15 protein-coding genes are annotated in these 17439 nt (G+C 64.2%); 11 read left to right on the plus strand and 4 right to left on the minus strand.

Annotation, left to right across the window (positions count from 1 at the left end):
- The first annotated feature begins 2 nt into the window (after positions 1-2).
- Together AC0Z35_RS13310 and AC0Z35_RS13315 are read left to right on the plus strand one after the other, a co-directional pair.
- Positions 3-1196: an HlyD/EmrA/EmrK family protein gene (locus AC0Z35_RS13310; protein WP_046803730.1), complete on the plus strand. Its 1194-nt coding sequence runs from the start codon at positions 3-5 to the stop codon at positions 1194-1196.
- Positions 1193-2809 (plus strand): DHA2 family efflux MFS transporter permease subunit, encoded by a 1617-nt coding sequence (locus tag AC0Z35_RS13315; protein ID WP_223265034.1) that lies wholly within the window; start codon positions 1193-1195, stop codon positions 2807-2809. Before AC0Z35_RS13310 ends, AC0Z35_RS13315 begins: the two co-directional genes overlap by 4 nt.
- Before the next feature lie 84 nt (positions 2810-2893).
- Here the strand turns inward: AC0Z35_RS13315 and AC0Z35_RS13320 are convergent, their stop codons facing one another.
- The 3 genes from AC0Z35_RS13320 to AC0Z35_RS13330 all read right to left on the minus strand — a co-directional run bounded on the left by AC0Z35_RS13320 (position 2894) and on the right by AC0Z35_RS13330 (position 6632).
- Positions 2894-3871, minus strand: a complete 978-nt coding sequence (locus AC0Z35_RS13320; RefSeq protein ID WP_104145733.1) for a hypothetical protein — start codon at positions 3869-3871, stop codon at positions 2894-2896.
- A 35-nt stretch (positions 3872-3906) separates the two neighbouring features.
- Positions 3907-4974: a tartrate dehydrogenase gene (locus AC0Z35_RS13325; protein WP_120154601.1), complete on the minus strand. Its 1068-nt coding sequence runs from the start codon at positions 4972-4974 to the stop codon at positions 3907-3909.
- A 128-nt stretch (positions 4975-5102) separates the two neighbouring features.
- Positions 5103-6632 (minus strand): helicase HerA-like C-terminal domain-containing protein, encoded by a 1530-nt coding sequence (locus AC0Z35_RS13330; RefSeq protein ID WP_120154599.1) that lies wholly within the window; start codon positions 6630-6632, stop codon positions 5103-5105.
- A gap of 161 nt (positions 6633-6793) precedes the next feature.
- Between AC0Z35_RS13330 and AC0Z35_RS13335 the strand changes: the two genes are divergently transcribed.
- From AC0Z35_RS13335 to AC0Z35_RS13365, 7 genes are all read left to right on the plus strand, one after another.
- Positions 6794-7525, plus strand: coding sequence for a YebC/PmpR family DNA-binding transcriptional regulator (locus tag AC0Z35_RS13335; protein WP_046807830.1), 732 nt, complete (start codon positions 6794-6796; stop codon positions 7523-7525).
- A 126-nt stretch (positions 7526-7651) separates the two neighbouring features.
- Positions 7652-8959 (plus strand): phosphoribosylamine--glycine ligase, encoded by a 1308-nt coding sequence (gene purD / locus AC0Z35_RS13340; RefSeq protein WP_104145737.1) that lies wholly within the window; start codon positions 7652-7654, stop codon positions 8957-8959.
- Between the two features lie 11 nt (positions 8960-8970).
- A complete protein-coding gene (gene hemF / locus AC0Z35_RS13345) occupies positions 8971-9882 on the plus strand; it encodes an oxygen-dependent coproporphyrinogen oxidase (RefSeq protein ID WP_046807832.1) in 912 nt (303 codons plus the stop codon).
- A complete protein-coding gene (gene nadD, locus AC0Z35_RS13350) occupies positions 9879-10466 on the plus strand; it encodes a nicotinate (nicotinamide) nucleotide adenylyltransferase (protein ID WP_046807833.1) in 588 nt (195 codons plus the stop codon). The genes hemF and nadD overlap by 4 nt, the downstream gene beginning before the upstream one ends.
- Positions 10467-10540: 74 nt before the next feature.
- Entirely contained in the window at positions 10541-10945 is a 405-nt protein-coding gene (gene rsfS, locus AC0Z35_RS13355; RefSeq protein WP_046807834.1) for a ribosome silencing factor, read from the plus strand.
- Between the two features lie 9 nt (positions 10946-10954).
- Positions 10955-11425, plus strand: coding sequence for a 23S rRNA (pseudouridine(1915)-N(3))-methyltransferase RlmH (gene rlmH, locus AC0Z35_RS13360; RefSeq protein ID WP_006218506.1), 471 nt, complete (start codon positions 10955-10957; stop codon positions 11423-11425).
- 40 nt (positions 11426-11465) lie between these two features.
- Complete coding sequence (locus AC0Z35_RS13365) at positions 11466-12092, plus strand: Maf family protein (RefSeq protein WP_485132121.1); 627 nt, start codon at positions 11466-11468, stop codon at positions 12090-12092.
- 116 nt (positions 12093-12208) lie between these two features.
- Here AC0Z35_RS13365 and AC0Z35_RS13370 read toward each other — a convergent pair whose 3' ends face one another.
- Positions 12209-13561 carry a dicarboxylate/amino acid:cation symporter gene (locus AC0Z35_RS13370; protein WP_219992019.1) on the minus strand — a complete coding sequence of 451 codons (1353 nt, stop codon included), beginning with the start codon at positions 13559-13561 and terminating at the stop codon, positions 12209-12211.
- Positions 13562-13966: 405 nt separating this feature from the next.
- Here AC0Z35_RS13370 and AC0Z35_RS13375 point away from each other — a divergent pair, with 405 nt between their 5' ends.
- Both AC0Z35_RS13375 and AC0Z35_RS13380 read left to right on the plus strand, forming a co-directional pair.
- Positions 13967-15823, plus strand: a complete 1857-nt coding sequence (locus AC0Z35_RS13375; protein WP_485132146.1) for a sensor histidine kinase — start codon at positions 13967-13969, stop codon at positions 15821-15823.
- Entirely contained in the window at positions 15820-17226 is a 1407-nt protein-coding gene (locus AC0Z35_RS13380) for a sigma-54-dependent transcriptional regulator (protein ID WP_319307603.1), read from the plus strand. Before AC0Z35_RS13375 ends, AC0Z35_RS13380 begins: the two co-directional genes overlap by 4 nt.
- The last annotated feature ends 213 nt before the right edge of the window (positions 17227-17439 follow it).

A 17439-nucleotide genomic window follows, 5' to 3' on the forward strand; every position in this document is an offset into this window, starting at 1 on the left:
TCATGAACGCTGCCACCCCCACCGCCAATCCCGCCCGCAAACGCCTCTTGCTGCTGGCCTCCGGCGTCTTCATTCTTATCGCCATCGCCTACGCCATCTGGTGGTTCCTGTTTGGCGCCCACTTTGAAAGCACCGACGACGCCTACGTGCACGGCAACCTGGTGCAGATTACGCCGCAAGTGCCCGGCACCGTGATCGCCATCGAGGCCGACGATACCGAAACCGTCGCCGCCGGCCAGCCGCTGGTGCGCCTGGACCCGGCCGACACCGACGTGGCCCTGCAACAGGCGCAGGCCAAGCTGGCGCAGATGGTGCGCCAGGTTCGCACCTACTACGTGCAGAACGATGCGCTGGCCGCCGACGTCGATCTGCGCAATGCCGACATCCTGCGCGCCCAGGCCGAGCTGACCCGCGCGCAAAGCGACGTCACCCGCCGCCAGCAACTGGCCAAGTCGGGCGGCGTCAGCGGTGAAGAAATCCTGCACGCCGAAGCCGCGCTGAAGTCAGCGCAGTCCGGTCTGGCACAGGCCCGCGCCGCGCTGGCCGCCTCGCGCGCCAAGCTGGCCACCAACCAGGCGCTGACGCAAGGCACGACCGTTGCCAATCACCCCGACGTGCTGCAAGCCGCCGCGGGCTTGCGCAACGCGTGGCTGGCCCAGTCGCGTACGGTGCTGCCCGCGCCGGTGGGTGGCGTCATCGCCCGCCGCAGCGCGCAAGTGGGGCAGCGCGTGGCCCCGGGCACCGCGCTGATGACCGTGGTGCCGCTGGACCAGGTCTGGGTGGAAGCCAACTTCAAGGAAGGCCAGCTGCGCAAGATGCGCATCGGCCAGCCGGTCAAGATGGTGGCCGACCTTTACGGCAGCTCGGTCGTTTATCACGGCAAGGTAGCCGGCCTGGATGCCGGCACCGGCAGCGCCTTCGCGCTCTTGCCCGCGCAGAACGCCACGGGCAACTGGATCAAGGTCGTGCAGCGCGTGCCCGTGCGCATCCTGCTCGACCCCGAAGACCTGAAGACGCACCCGTTGCGCGTCGGCCTGTCGATGGACGTGGAAGTGGACGTCGGCCAACAAGACGGCGAAGCGCTGACGCAAGCCGTGCGCAATGAGCCCGCCTGGTCCACGCGCGCCTTCGAACCCGCGCACGACGACGTCGACGCCATGATCAAGAAAATCATCGACGACAACCTCGCATCATGAGCACGACCGCCCAGCCCGCGGGCGCTGGCGCGCCCCCCGTCGAACCCGCCCGCCCGCCGGGCACCCACCCGCCCCTGGAAGGCGCGGCCCGCATCATCGGGTCCATCGCGCTGTCCACGGCGGTGTTCATGAACGTGCTGGACACGTCGATTGCGAACGTGTCCATCCCCACGATTTCCGGCGACCTGGGCGTGAGCACCAGCCAGGGCACCTGGGTCATTACGTCGTTCGCCGTTGCCAACGCCATCACGGTGCCCTTGACCGGGTGGCTGACTCAGCGTTTCGGCCAGGTGCGTCTGTTCCTGATCTCGACGTTGCTGTTCGTGCTGGCCTCGTGGCTGTGCGGCTTTGCGCCGTCGCTGGAAGCGCTGATCGCGTTTCGGGTGTTGCAGGGCGCGGTGGCCGGGCCGATGATTCCGCTGTCGCAAACGCTGATGCTGGCCAGCTTCCCCAAGTCCAAGGCGGGCATGGCGCTGGCGGTGTGGTCCATGACCACGCTGGTCGCGCCCGTGGCAGGGCCGCTGCTGGGGGGCTGGATTTCCGACAACTACACCTGGCCGTGGATCTTCTACATCAACGTCCCGGTGGGCTTGCTGGCCGCCTGGATCAGCTGGCGCATCTACGGCAACCGCGAATCGGTCACGCGCAAGCTGCCCATCGACAAGCTGGGCCTGGTGTTGCTGGTGGTCTGGGTGGGCGCGCTGCAAATCATGCTGGACAAGGGCAAGGAACTGGATTGGTTCGCCAGCCCGACCATCATCGCGCTGGCGGCGACGGCCTTTGTGGCGTTCGTATTCTTCCTGATCTGGGAATTGACCGACGCCCACCCGGTGGTGGACTTGCGCCTGTTCAAGGTCCGCAACTTCACCGTGGGCGCACTGACCTTGGCCGTGGCTTACGGCGTGTTCTTCGGCAACGTGGTGCTGCTGCCGCTGTGGCTGCAAAGCAATATGGGCTACACCGCCACCTACGCCGGCCTGGTGACCGCGCCGGTGGGGCTGCTGGCCATCTTGCTGACGCCTATCGTCGGCAAGATGCTGGCCACGCGCGACCCGCGCCAGATCGTGACCGTGGCGTTCCTGATCTTCGCGCTGGTGTGCTTCATGCGGTCCGGGTTCAACACGCAGACCGACGTGCGCACGTTGATGCTGCCCACCATCATCCAGGGCGCGGCAATGGCGGCGTTCTTCGTGCCGCTGACGTCCATCACGCTGTCCAGCATCGAACCCTGGCGCATACCCGCTGCGTCGGGCCTGTCAAACTTCCTGCGGCTGACGGCGGGCGCGTTCGGCACGTCGATCGCCACCACGCTGTGGGAAAACCGCGCCACCATGCACCACTCGCAGCTGACCGAAATTGCCAAGCCTGGCCAGCAGGCTTTCGACCAGACGGTCAACACGTTGCAAAACGGCCTGGGCGTGTCGCATCAGCAGGCCCTGAGCATGGTTGACGGCCTGATCAACGCGCAGGCGTTCACGATGTCGGCGGTGGACGTGTTCTATGCGTCGGCCGTCATCTTCTTGATGCTGACGGGCCTGGTCTGGTTTGCGCGCCCCCGTTCGTCCAAGGCAGGGGACGGCGGTGCAGCGGAAGCGGCGGCAGGCGCGCACTGACGCCGCGCCGGGCCGCGGTGAAATAAAAAGGGCGCCAGCGATTTCGCTGGCGCCCTTTTTTACCCGGCCGCTGGCCGTGCGCGACTATGGCATGTTCAGCGCGTCCGGTTTCAAGAACGCCTGCCAATCGCGCCGTTCGATGATGTCGGCCGACAAGGCGCTGACGGGCGACAGGTTGAATACCGACACGCCGCGCGCTCGCCACTGCGCGGCGGCAAACCGGAACGACGGTTCAATCAGGTGCGCGAAATTGCGCGCCAGTCGGCTGGTCTGGGGACGGCCGCCCTCGTCATAAAAGCGCAGCCCATTTTGCACGGTAAGGTCCAGCCCGTGCACGAACACCTGCCGCGCCCCGCCTGAGACCAGCACCTGCAAGGCCGCGTAGGCCACGGTGTCGGCGTCGAACACGCCTAGCGATGCGTCAAAGCTGTAGCCCAGCCCCTGCTTGGCGTCCAGCAACTGCACGTCCGGCGTGGCGGCGGCAATCCGCTTGAGCACGGCGGGCGCCGCGCTGCGCTGGTAGGCGCGTTCGGAGATCATTTCAATAATGCAGATGCGGCAGCGGATCTGGTCCTGCGGGATGCCCTGCATGATGTAGCGCAGCACTTCCGGGAAGACGTACAGCGTCAGGTCGCGGGAGACGATTTCGCGCACCAGTTCAATGCGTTCCCGCACGAAATTCTGGTCGATGATGCAGTAGTACTTGAACGGCAGATCAAACTTGCGGGCCAGCGCGATGGCGCCATTCACGCCCATCGCCACGCGTATGTCCAGCTGGTCGTACGGAATCTGGGCGACCGACGGGCCGCTCAGGATCAAGTGCACCGTTTCGTCGGCGCGGTCGTACCCTTGCGACAAGGGCGTCAAGGGCAACGACCGGCCAAAGGCACGGAAGCCGCAAATGGCGCCCGTGCGGTCACGCCAGATCCGCACAAAGGGCCACAGATGCTGGTTATGCCGTTGCGTGCGCGAACGCAGCAAACGGAAAAGCTTGCGCACGAAGCGGTCGGCACGGCCACCGCCCACGTGGGCGGCGGAAGTGGGGGAGATTAATTGTTCCATCAACTAGCCTGATTGGCCGTACCCGCTTAATGCGTTCAACCGGCAGAAATCAGCGACGCAATGGCGTTGCCGACGTCGACGGTCGACGCGGTGCCCTTCATGTCCCGTGTGCGCGGACCCTCCGCCAACACGGTTTCGATTGCCTTCACCACCGCTTCCGATGCCTGCGGGTAACCCAGGAAATCAAGCATCAGCGCGCCGCTCCAGATTTGCCCGATCGGGTTGGCGATACCCTTGCCGTAGATGTCCGGGGCCGATCCATGAACCGGCTCGAACAAGGACGGGAACTTGCGCTCGGGGTTCAGGTTCGCGGACGGTGCGATACCGATCGTGCCCGTGCAAGCCGGCCCAAGGTCGGAAAGAATGTCGCCAAACAAATTCGAAGCCACCACCACGTCGAACCAATCCGGGTGCTGCACGAAATGCGCGCACAGGATATCGATGTGGTATTTGTCCCAACGCACGTCCGGATAGTTCCCGGCGATGTCGGCAACGCGCTCGTCCCACCACGGCATGGAAATCGAAATGCCATTGGATTTGGTGGCAGCGGTCAGGTGCTTGCCGCGCTTTTGGGCAAGCTCGAATGCAAACTTCAGCACGCGGTCCGCACCGATACGCGTGAACACGCTTTCTTGAATGACGACTTCGCGCTCGGTGCCCTCGAACAGACGGCCACCGCTATTGGAGTATTCGCCTTCGGTGTTTTCGCGGACGATGAAGAAATCGATGTCGCCGGGCTTGCGATCCGCCAGCGGCGAGGGCACGCCGGGCATCAGGCGCACTGGTCGCAAATTGATGTATTGATCAAATTCGCGACGGAATTTGAACAGCGAGCCCCACAGCGCCTCGTGGTCGGGCACGGTGGCGGGCCAGCCGATCGAACCGAAGAAAATGGCCTCGTGTTGGCCGATTTGCGCCTTCCAGTCGTCCGGCATCATCTTGCCGTGCTGGGCGTAATAGTCGCAGCTCCAGTCGAAATGATCCCACTGGAATTCGATGCCGAAGCGCTTGGCCACGGCATCCAGTACCTTCAAGCCTTCCGGCACGACCTCCTTGCCAATCCCGTCTCCTGGAATCACCGCAATCTTGTGTTTCTTAGCCACCACGTTTCCTTAAGTTTTCCTTTGATAGACCGCCCAGAATCATAGGCATAAACGCCCACGGCGCAACACCCCCCGTTACAAAACGGTGGTGCCGCGCAGCCTGTAACGTCGAGGATGCCCCGGGCGATTCAGCGCCGGGTCTTTGAGCCCAGCAGCGACCCGAGGATGCCACGTGTCAGTTCACGCGCGATGGAACGGGCCGTACTTTTGGCCATGGTCTGGACAACGCCGTCGCGCTTGCCGCCCCGTGGGCCGGTAGAGCCGAACAGCACGTCGTTCAGACGGCCCATCAGGCCGCCGCCCGCCTCCTCGGCCGGGGCCGGCGCATCGGGTTCAGGGTTCGTATTGCGGCCGGCCGTGGCCGGCGGGTCCGCGGGGACGGCGGCGCGCCCGGCAAGGACCTCATAGGCGGATTCCCGATCGATGGCCTTTTCATACTTGGCGGCCATGGGGCTGCCCTGGCGCAACGCCTGGCGTTCGGCGTCGGTAGCCGGGCCGATGCGGCTGGCAGGCGGCACGATGTAGGCGCGCTCGGTGGGCAAGGGGCGCCCCTTGGCATCCAGCAACGACACCAGCGCCTCGCCGACGCCCAATTCGGTAATGGCGGCTTCGATGTCCAGCCCCGGGTTGGGGCGCATGGTTTGCGCGGCGGTCTTGACGGCCTTCTGATCGCGCGGCGTGAAAGCCCGCAGCGCGTGCTGCACGCGATTGCCCAGCTGCCCCAGCACGGTATCGGGAATATCCAGCGGATTTTGCGTCACGAAGTAGACGCCCACCCCCTTGGAGCGCACCAGCCGCACCACTTGTTCGATCTTGTTCAGCAACGCGGCAGGCGCATCGTTGAACAGCAGGTGCGCTTCATCAAAAAAGAACACCAGCTTGGGCTGATCCATGTCGCCCACTTCGGGCAACTTTTCGTACAAGTCGGCCAACAACCACAGCAGGAAGATGGCGTACAGGCGCGGGGCCTGCATCAGCTTGTCGGCGGCCAGCACGTTGACCATGCCGCGGCCTTGCGCGTCCGTACGCATCAGGTCGGCGACGTCCAGCATGGGCTCGCCAAAGAACTTTTCAGCGCCCTGCGATTCCAGCGCCAGCAGGCCGCGCTGGATGGCGCCGACGCTGGCCGACGACACGTTGCCGTAGCGGGTCTTGAGCTCGGCCGAGCGGTCCGCCACGTTTTGCAGCATGGCGCGCAGGTCTTTCAGGTCCAACAACAATTGGCCTTCGTCGTCAGCCACCTTGAACACCAGCGTCAGCACCCCTTCCTGCGTGTCGTTCAGTTCCAGGATGCGCGACAGCAGCAGCGGCCCCATATCGGTAATGGTGGCTCGCACCGGCTGGCCTTGCTCGCCAAAGACGTCCCAGAGCGTGACGGGGCTGGCTCCCCAGACGGGCTCGTCCAGCCCCAGGCTTTTCAGGCGTTCGGCCAGCTTGGGGCTGGCCGCCCCCGCCTGCGAAATACCGGTCAGGTCACCCTTGACGTCGGCCATGAACACTGGCGTGCCGATACGAGAAAAGGATTCGGCCAGCACTTGCAGGGTGACGGTTTTGCCCGTGCCGGTGGCCCCGGTAATGCAACCGTGCCGGTTGGCCAGGGCGGGCAGCAGCGCGAGCTCGGTCTGGGCGTTTTTGGCGATGACGATGGGGTTGGGCATGGGGCAGCGCTCCGGACCGGGAAGCTAAAGGATGCCCAAGTGTAGAGCCTGCCGCGCGGCTTGTGCGCGTGGCAATATCGACACAGGCAGCCCTGCCCCGGGCGCTAGGCCCGTCGGCACGGTAAAATGCTTTTTTTGCAGCCAATTTATCCTGGGAAGCCATGGCCGGACACAGCAAATGGGCCAATATTCAGCACCGCAAAGGGCGCCAAGACGCCAAGCGCGGAAAGCTCTGGACCAAGATCATTCGTGAAATTACCGTGGCGGCGCGCGCCGGCGGCGCCGACCCGGACAGCAACCCGCGTCTGCGCATGGCGTGGGACAAGGCGACCGACGCCAACATGCCCAAGGACAACATCCAGCGCGCCATCCAGCGTGGCGCCGGCGGTGCCGACGGCGACGCCTACGAGGAAGTCCGCTACGAAGGCTACGGCATCGGCGGCGCGGCGGTCATCGTCGACTGCATGACCGACAACCGCACCCGCACCGTGGCTGAAGTTCGCCACGCGTTTGCCAAGAACGGCGGCAACCTGGGCCAGGAAGGCTCGGTGGCGTTCATGTTCAAGCACTGCGGCCAGTTCGTATTCGCTCCGGGCACGCCCGAAGACAAAGTCATGGAAGCCGCATTGGATGCGGGCGCCGAAGACGTCACGACCGACGAAGAAGGCGTGATCGAAGTCGTTTGCGCGCCGGCCGACTACGCTGCCGTACGCAAGGCGTTTGACGACGCGGGCCTGAAGGCGGAAGTGGACGGCATCGTCATGAAGGCGCTGAACGAAACCGAGCTGGCAGGCGAAGACGCCATCAAGATGCAAAAACTGCTCGACGCCCTGGAAGGCCTGGACGACGTGCAGGAAGTCTATACCACCGTCATTTTCGACGAAGCGCAGTAAATCCCACGGTTTCAGCACGTCGACGGCCCCGGCCGCCGCCGCGCTGGAATGTGAAACGGCCCCGGGTGGTCCCGGGTCCGTCGCCTTCTCCACGGGCTAGAGTGGTAACCTTCAGAATCACGCAACATGAAACTCCTGGTAATTGGCTCGGGCGGCCGCGAACATGCCCTCGCCTGGCGGCTGGCCCGCTCCCCGCGCGTACACAAGGTGTTCGTCGCGCCGGGTAACGGCGGCACGCAACGGGCCGAGCAGATGGAAAACATCCCGCTGACCAATGCCGAGGAGCTGGCCGATTTCGTCCAGCGCGAAGGAATCGCGCTGACGGTCGTCGGCCCGGAAGCGCCGCTGGCCTCGGGCGTCGTGGACGTGTTCCGTGCGCGTGGCCTGAAGATCTTCGGCCCCACCAAGGCCGCCGCGCAGCTGGAAAGCTCGAAGGACTACGCCAAGGCCTTCATGGTCCGGCACAACATCCCGACCGCGCGCTACGCCACCTTTACCGACCCGGTCCAGGCGCACGCCTATATCGACCAGGAAGGCGCCCCCATCGTCATCAAGGCTGACGGCCTGGCGGCCGGCAAGGGCGTTGTGGTCGCGGCCACACTGGAAGAGGCCCACGCCGCCGTTGACGCCATGCTGGGCGACGGCTCGATGGGCGCCGCGGGCGCTCGCGTCGTCATCGAAGAATGCCTGGTGGGCGAAGAAGCCAGTTTCATCGTCATGTGCGACGGCCGCAACGTGCTGGCGCTGGCCACCAGCCAGGACCACAAGCGCCTGCAAGACGGCGACCAGGGCCCGAACACCGGCGGCATGGGCGCGTATTCGCCCGCGCCGATCGTTACGCCCGAACTGCACCACCGCATCATGCGCGAAATCATCCTGCCGACCGTGCAGGGCATGACGCGCGACGGCATTCCGTATACCGGGTTCCTGTACGCCGGCCTGATGATCGCCCCGGGCGATGATCCCGACCGCGAGATCAAGACGCTGGAATTCAACTGCCGCATGGGCGACCCGGAAACGCAGCCCATCATGATGCGCGTCAAGAGCGATCTGCTGGACGCGCTTGAGCACGCCGTGGACGGCACGCTGAACCAGGCCGATATCGTCTGGGACCGCCGCACCGCGCTGGGCGTGGTGCTGGCCTCGCACAATTACCCGAATACTCCGCGCACCGGCGACGTCATCCGCGGCCTGCCCGCGGATGCCGAGGACTGCATGGTGTTCCACGCCGCCACCGAACTGACCGGCGAAGAAACCAAGACCACCGGCGGTCGCGTGCTGTGCGTTACGGCACTGGGCGATTCGGTCAAGATGGCGCGCGACCGCGTGTACGAAGCCATCGACGGTATCCATTTCGATGGCCGCCAATACCGTAGCGATATCGGCTGGCGCGCCCTGAAGCCGTCGCAACAGAAACCGAAGTCCAACGCGTAAGCGGAAAGCCGATGAACGCCTTGCCCGTCGCCACTGTCCGCGATTACCTCACCGGCCTTCAGGCCCGTATCGTCCAGGCGCTGGAAGCCGCGGAAGGCGGCCCGTTCCGTGCTGACGAATGGGTCCGGCCCGAGGGCGGCGGCGGGCTGTCGCGGCTGCTGGAAGGCGGCCAGCTGTTCGAACGCGCGGGCGTGCTGTTCAGCCACGTCAAGGGCACCAAGCTGCCCCCGTCGGCCAGCGCCCACCGCCCCGAGCTTGCCGGCCGCGCCTGGGAAGCGATGGGCGTGTCGATGGTGCTGCACCCCCGCAACCCGTACGTGCCCACCACCCACATGAACGTGCGCATGTTCGTGGCGGCGGCCCGGCCCGGGCATGACGAAGCCGACATCTTCTGGTTCGGCGGCGGCATTGACCTGACCCCGTATTACCCGTTTGAAGAAGACGCGCGCCATTTCCATACGGTGTGCCGCGACGCACTGGCCAGCCACGGCCCGGACTACTATCCGCGCTACAAGCGCTGGTGCGACGAATACTTCTACCTGAAGCATCGCAACGAAACGCGGGGCATCGGCGGCATTTTCTTTGACGACCTGAACGCGCCGGGCTTTGACGCCTCGTTCGCCTTGACGCGGTCGGTAGGCGACGCGTTCCTGCACAGCTATCTGCCCATCGTCGAACGTCGGCGCGGCATGGCCTACACAGAGCGCGAGCGCGATTTCCAGGCGTACCGCCGTGGCCGCTACGTGGAATTCAACCTGGTGTTCGATCGCGGCACGCTGTTTGGCCTGCAATCGGGCGGCCGCACCGAATCCATCCTGCTGTCCATGCCGCCCATGGCGCAATGGCGCTACGACTGGCACCCGGAACCGGGCTCGCCCGAAGCCGAGCTCGCGCCGTACCTGACGCCGCGGGATTGGGTTTGAAGCGCATCGGCCTCCTGGGCGGCAGCTTCGACCCCGTCCACGTCGCCCACGTCGCGCTGGCGCAAAACGCCCTGTCCACGCTGGATCTGGCCGCCGTGGAACTGATCCCGGCGGGCAATCCCTGGCAGCGCGCCGCCCTGCATGCCACCGGCGAACAACGCCGCGACATGCTTGAACTGGCCATTGCCGGCCATGACGGGCTGGTCGTCAACCCAATCGAAATCGAACGCAGCGGCCCCACTTACACGATCGACACATTGCGCGCCCTGCCCTCGGGCGCGCGCTATGTCTGGCTGCTGGGTGCCGACCAGCTTGCCAATTTCTGCACTTGGCGCAGCTGGCGCGACATTGCCAGCCTGGTGGACCTGGCCGTGGCCACCCGCCCCGGCACGGCGTTGACGCCGCCGGCGGAACTGACCGCCTGGCTGCAAGAACAAGGCCACTGCCTGGAAGAACTGCCCTTTGCCCCGATGGCGGTGTCCGCATCCGACATCCGCCGCCGGCTGGCCGCGGGCGAGTCCACGGACGGCCTGCTGGCCCCTTCGGTCGCCGCCTATATTGCGGCGCACCAACTTTACCGATAAACCCACACCCGCCGGGCGCTGAAAACGCCACGGAGCCGGCATCCGCCGTCCGTCCGCGGGTTATATTTGCAGCTATGGATATAACGAAACTCCAACGCGCCGTCATCGATGCCCTCGAAGACGTCAAGGCGCAAGACATCAAGGTCTACAACACCACGCATCTGACAAGCTTGTTCGATCGCGTCGTGATTGCCAGCGCCACCTCCAACCGCCAAACCCGGGCCCTGGCTTCAAGCGTGGCCGACCGTGGCCGCGCACTTGAACTGACCGGCATCACCATCGAAGGTGAAGACACCGGTGAATGGGTCGTCGTCGACCTGGGCGACATGGTCGTGCACATCATGCAGCCCGCGATTCGCCAGTACTACAACCTGGAAGAAATCTGGGGTGGCAAGCCGGTCCGAGTGAAGCTGCTGCCGGAGTCGACCCGCGTAGCGCCGATCCCCACCGACAGCGGCTACGACGACGCCGAAGCCTGAGTTCCAGCCGTGAAATTGATTGTTGCGGCGGTGGGAACGCGTATGCCGGATTGGGTCGAGACGGCCTGGGCCGACTACGCCAAGCGCCTGCCCGCCGATTGCGCGCTGGAACTGCGCGAGATCAAACCCGAACCGCGCACCACCGGCAAAACGCCAGCCCAGATGATGGCTGCCGAAGCCAAACGCATCGAAGCCGCGCTGCCGCCAGGCGCGCTACGCCTGGCCCTGGACGAGCGCGGCCGCGACCTGACCACGATGGCCCTGTCGCAAAAGCTGGAACAATGGCGAGCCGGTGGCCAGGACGTCGCCTTCCTCGTCGGCGGGCCAGATGGCCTGGACGCCGACCTGAAGGCCTCGTGCAGCGGTCAGCTACGCTTGTCGTCGTTGACCCTGCCCCATCCGATGGTCCGCGTGGTGTTGGCCGAACAGCTCTATCGCGCCTGGGCCATCATGACCAATCACCCCTACCACCGCGCCTGACCGCCGGCCGGGCAGCGCCCCATTTTTTACGCGTTCACGCATGTCTCACACCGCCGACACCGACGCTTCCCCCGCCCGCCTTTACCTGGCATCGGCCAGCCCCAGGCGGCGCGAACTGCTAACGCAGATCGGTCTTGCGCACAAAGTCTTGCTTGTGCCTGCCCCCCCGGGGGAAGACGAACCCCAACACGAAGGTGAAAGCGCCGCCGACTACGTGCAGCGCACCGCCCGTGACAAGGCGCTGCGCGGCCGCGACTGGATGCACGACCACGCACTGCCCGACCTGCCGCTACTGGCCGCCGACACCACTGTCATTCTGAATGGCGCCGTGCTGGGCAAGCCCGCCGATCGTGAAGACGCCTTCCGGATTCTGCGTGCCTTGTCCGGTTCGGTGCACGAGGTGCACACGGCGGTGGCGGTTTGCGCGGGCGGGCAGTTGCTTGAAGCCGTGTCCATCACCCAGGTTCAGATGCGCGAACTGGGCGACGACGAAATCGGCCGCTACTGCGACAGCGGCGAGCCCTACGGCAAGGCGGGCGCGTACGGCATTCAGGGGCTGGCCGGCACCTTTATCTCGCACATCTCCGGCAGCTATACGGGTGTGATGGGTTTGCCACTATTCGAAACGGCAAACCTGCTGCGAACAGCGGGCATTCACGTGCCCTGAACCGGCATCGCATTGTCGATTGGCTAGGCCCGTCCCGCAGCGCCTAAAAAAAATCCCCCGCATGTCGCAACCGACGCGGGGGATTTTTCATTGCAAGACGTGCTTCAGCTAAGGCCTCAGGCAGTGTGGCTGATCGCCGCATGCGTTTCCGGCGCAGGCATGTCGCCGGCCGGCCCACCGGCCATAGGCTGGCCGTCCAACGCGGCGTGCAATTGCTCTTGATCCAGCTCGCCCTCCCAGCGGGCCACCACGACGGCGGCGGTAGCGTTACCCACCAGGTTGGTCAATGCGCGGCATTCGGACATAAAGCGGTCCACGCCCAGGATCAGCGTCATCCCGGCGATCGGCACCGACGGCACCACCGACAAGGTGGCAGCCAAGGTAATGAAGCCGGCGCCGGTCACGCCCGCCGCACCCTTGGAGCTGAGCATGGCAACCGCCAGCAGCAGGATCTGGTCGCCCAACGACAGCGGAATGTCGCAGGCCTGGGCGATGAACAGCGCGGCCATCGTCATGTAGATGTTGGTGCCGTCCAGATTGAACGAGTATCCCGTGGGCACTACCAGCCCGACCACCGACTTGGAACAGCCGGCGCGTTCCATCTTCTGCATCAGCGTGGGCAGCGCGGCTTCCGATGAACTCGTGCCCAGCACCAACAGCAGTTCTTCGCGGATGTAGCGCACCAGCTTCAGAATCGAAAAGCCGTTGTAGCGGGCAACCAGGCCCAGCACCACGACGACGAACAGGACCGAGGTCGCGTAGAACGTGCCGACCAGCATGGCCAGGTTCACGACCGACTTGATGCCGTACTTGCCGATGGTGAACGCCATCGCGCCGAATGCACCGATGGGCGCGGCCTTCATCAAAATGGCGACCAGCTTGAAAATCGGCTGGGCCAATGCGGTCATGAAGTTCAGGATCGGCTTGCCGCGCTCGCCCACCATGGCCAGCGAAATGCCGAACAGCACCGCCACGAACAACACCTGAAGAATGTCCCCGCCCACGAATGGGCTGAAGATCGTCGTCGGGATGATGTTCATCAGGAAGCCGGTGATGGTCGAATCATGGGCCTTGGCCACGAAATTCGCCACGGCCTTCTGGTCCAGGGTGCTGGGGTCGATATGCATGCCAGCGCCCGGCTGGACGATATGGCTGACCACCATGCCGATGATCAGCGCAAGCGTCGAGAAAATCAGAAAGTACAGCATGGCCTTGCCGGCCACGCGTCCAACCTTCTTCAGGTCGCTCATCGCCGCGATGCCCGAGGCCACGGTCAGGAAGATGACCGGTGCGATGATCATCTTGACCAGCTTGATGAAGGCGTCGCCCAGGGGTTGCATTTGCTGGCCGAGTTCAGGCTTGAACGCGCCCAGCAGCACCCCGATCACGATGGCGAAAATTACCTGCACGTACAGGATTTGATAGAACTTGAGCTTGCGCGCAGGCGCGCCTTGATCTATTTCGATCATCGGGATTTGTCCCCACCAATGCCCCTTGCCGCAACGGGCGACGGGGCGTTTTCTGTTTTATGGCAATGCGCAGTGGCCGCACGCCGATTTCACCGGGCGCGCGGAAAGCGGCTCGGCTTATGGCTACATACGCAAGACCCGTGCCAGGTCGTGGGCGGGCCATACATTGACGGCAAGCCATTGATAGTTAAAGGATTTATCCGATTTTCGTTTCGTATTGGGCGAACCAAATGGCGGATAACCACACAGAATCAAATTAGAATGTGCGGAAACCCGCACATCATGTCCAAAGCTCCTTCCTCTCGCGCCGCTCGCCCCGCACCCTCTGCCGGTTCCGCGCATTCAAACCTGGCCTGGTCCCCCACCCGCCCAGCGCCCCGGCCTTGGCGCGCGCGCGTGCTTGCCATGCTGGTCGTCATCGGCGTGGTGGCCGGGGTGTTGCAGGCGGCCACCGAGTGGGCGCGCGAGAACGCGATCAAAAGCGCCACGCTTCAAGCGCGTAGCGCGGGGCAGATCAACGCGGCCTTGCTGCGCAACAACCTCGACAAATTCCGCGCGCTGCCCTTTGTCTTGACCCGGGACGTGGACGTGCGCGCGGTGTTGCAAGGCGCCTCGGCCGCTCAGGTGGAATCGCTGGATGACAAGCTCGACACGCTGACGCGTGGCGTCGGCGCGTCGGCGATCTACCTGCTGGACAAGACGGGCTTGGCAATCGCAGCCAGCAATTGGCGAGAACCCGCCACCTTTGTCGGGGTGGACTATCAGTTTCGGCCGTACTTTCAAGGCGCGGTTGCCCGAGGCTCGGCAGAACATTTCGCGTTGGGAACGATCAGCCACGAAGCCGGGCTGTACTTGTCCCGTCGGGTGGACGACGCGCAAGGCGCCATGTTGGGTGTGATCGTCTTGAAGGTGGACTTTCGCGATCTGGAATCCGACTGGCGCCAATCCATCGCGCCCATCTTCGTCACGGACGAACATGGCGTGGTGCTGCTGGGCAGCGTGTCGGATTGGCGGTTCGACGTGTTGGCGCCGCTGTCTCCCGCCTTGGCACAGACGCTGCGCACCAGTCTCCAGTTCGGTGATGCCCGCTTTCAAACCTTGCCGCTGACGCCACCGCTGTCGTCCGTGGGCAATGGTCAGTTGGTACACACTGACGACGCGTTGCCGCAGATTCCAAAAGGCGCTCCGCTGCTGCACACAACGCTGCCGATCACCGAGTCTCCGGGCTGGACGCTGCACCTTTTGTCGCCAGTCCAGGCCGCCATGAACCAGGCCACCGCCAACGCCCAAATGGCGGCACTGCTTGCGCTAAGCCTCTTGGCCGCGGCGCTGGGCATCGTGCTTTACCGGCGCCAGCGCAATCGCGAGCAAGCCCAGCAGCAAGCGGCCACGCAGGCTCAGCTGGCTGCACTGGTCGGCGAACGTACCGCGCAGCTTAGCGAACTCAATGAGCAGTTAATGGACGAGATGGACGAGCGGCAGCGGGCCGAAGCCCGCTTGCACACCATGCAGGACGAGCTGGTCCAGGCCAGTAAGCTGGCGCTGCTTGGCCAGGTGGCGGCGGGGGTGGCGCACGAGATCAATCAGCCCGTTGCGGCAATCCGCGCCTACGCCGACAACGCGACAGAATTCGTGCGCCGCGACGACATGGCTGCCGTCAATGAAAACCTGGGCACCATCGCCGCGTTGACAGAACGCATCGGCCACATCACCGGCGAACTCCGCGCATTCTCGCGCAAGGCGGGCACCTCAGTGGGGCCGACAAGCCTGAAGGACGCCATGGAAGGCGCACTGCTGCTGATCGGGCCGCGTGCGCGCAGGCAAGGGGTCACCCTGGTACGGCCGCCCGACGACCAGGATGTGCTGGTCCGTGCCGACCGCATTCGCCTCGAACAGGTGTTGGTGAATTTGCTGCAGAACGCAATGGAAGCGCTGGAAGGCGTTGCCGACGGCCGCGTGCTCGTAGCGCTGCAAGACCTGGGCGAAACAGTGCGACTCTCGGTCAGCGACAACGGCCCCGGCCTTGCCACCGACACGCGCGCGCGCCTTTTCACGCCTTTCTACACGACAAAAGCGGAAGGCTTGGGACTGGGGCTGGTGATATGCCGCGACATCGTCGCCGAATTCGGCGGCGACTTGTTGGCCGTGGACCCGAACGACCCCGCGTTTCCGCCTCTGCCCGGCGCCCTGGGCGGCGCCACTTTCATACTCACATTACGCAAGGCGCCCACCGCGCATTACCGGCCAGCCATTTCGCCATGAACCATCCTTCCGACACCTCCCCCTACGCGGTCGCGCCGCTTGACGACGGTCAGCCCGGCCCGCCGCATGTCGTCTTCATCGACGACGATGAAGACTTGCGCCGCGCCAACGTTCAGACATTGAAGTTGCATGGCATGACGGTAGACGCGCACAACTCGGCGCGCTCGGCACTTCCGACGCTGCATCGCGGGTTTGATGGCGTGGTGGTCACCGACATCCGCATGCCCGACATCGACGGGCTGCAATTATTCCGTCGCTTGCGCGACATCGATCCGGAGCTTCCCGTCATCTTGATCACCGGCCATGGCGATATCGCTACGGCGGTGCAGTGCATGCGCGATGGCGCCTATGACTTTTTGGCCAAGCCGTATGCGCCTGACCGGCTGACGACCGCCATCCATCACGCTTCGGAAAAACGTCGTCTGGTGCTGGAGAATCGGCGCCTGCGGGAGGCGGCGTTTGCCGTCGAGGCAGACGAGGTCCCGTTTATAGGCTCGACGCCGGCGATGCAACGTATCAAGGAAACGCTGCGCCACATCGCCGACGCAAATGTCGACGTACTTGTAGAGGGAGAAACGGGCACAGGCAAAGAAGTCGTCGCGACTGCGCTTCACCGCTTGAGCCGGCGCCGCCATCGTTCGCTGGTTGCGATCAATTGCGGCGCATTGCCGGAAAGCGTCATAGAAAGCGAGTTATTCGGTCACGAAGCCGGCGCCTTCACTGGCGCGCAGAGGAAGCGGATTGGGCGCATCGAACACGCCAGCGGGGGGACTCTTTTCCTGGACGAGATCGAAAGCATGCCGTTGGCAGTACAGGTGAAGCTGCTGCGCGTGCTCGAATCACGCCAGATCACCCCGCTGGGCAGCAATGAGGTTCGCAACCTGGACCTGCGTGTGGTGGCAGCCACCAAGGAAGACCTGGGCGACCCCTCCATACGTGGCAAATTCCGGGAAGACCTTTTCTACCGGCTGAACGTCGTCACCATCCGCATTCCGCCGCTGCGCGAGCGCCGTGAGGACATTCCTCTGCTGTTCGCGCATTACCTTGGTCACGCGTCACGCCGCTTCCAGCGAGACATCCCGGACATACCAAGCTCAATCACCCAGCATGTGATGACACACGCGTGGCCCGGCAACGTGCGCGAGCTTGCCCACTTCGCGGAACGCCTGGTCCTGGGCGTCCCGGACACAGTGAAATCCAGCCCCGTACAAGCGCCCGACAATAAGCAAACCCTGCCCGAGCGTATGGAGCAATTTGAAGCTCAACTGATACGCGATGCGCTTCAAATCCATCAAGGCGACATCAAAGCCACGCTTGAATCGCTAGGTATTCCGCGCAAGACGTTCTACGACAAACTTCAGCGTCATGGCATAGACCGTCAGCAGTACTTGTCGGCGTCGTAATCACACTCGTGGTCCAACTAGCGGCGATAAACAGAAAAGCCCCGCTGCAAGCAGCGGGGCTTTTCTCATGAATTCTCAAACTAAAACTTAAACCAAAAACCAAAAACCGAAAAACAAAAAAACAAAACCCCACAGGATTACCTGTGGGGTTTTGCGCAATAAAAGCCTGACGATGACCTACTTTCACAGACGTCCGTCCACTATCATCGGCGC

Source organism: Achromobacter sp. 1L-A-4-B-C2, from assembly GCF_057291955.1.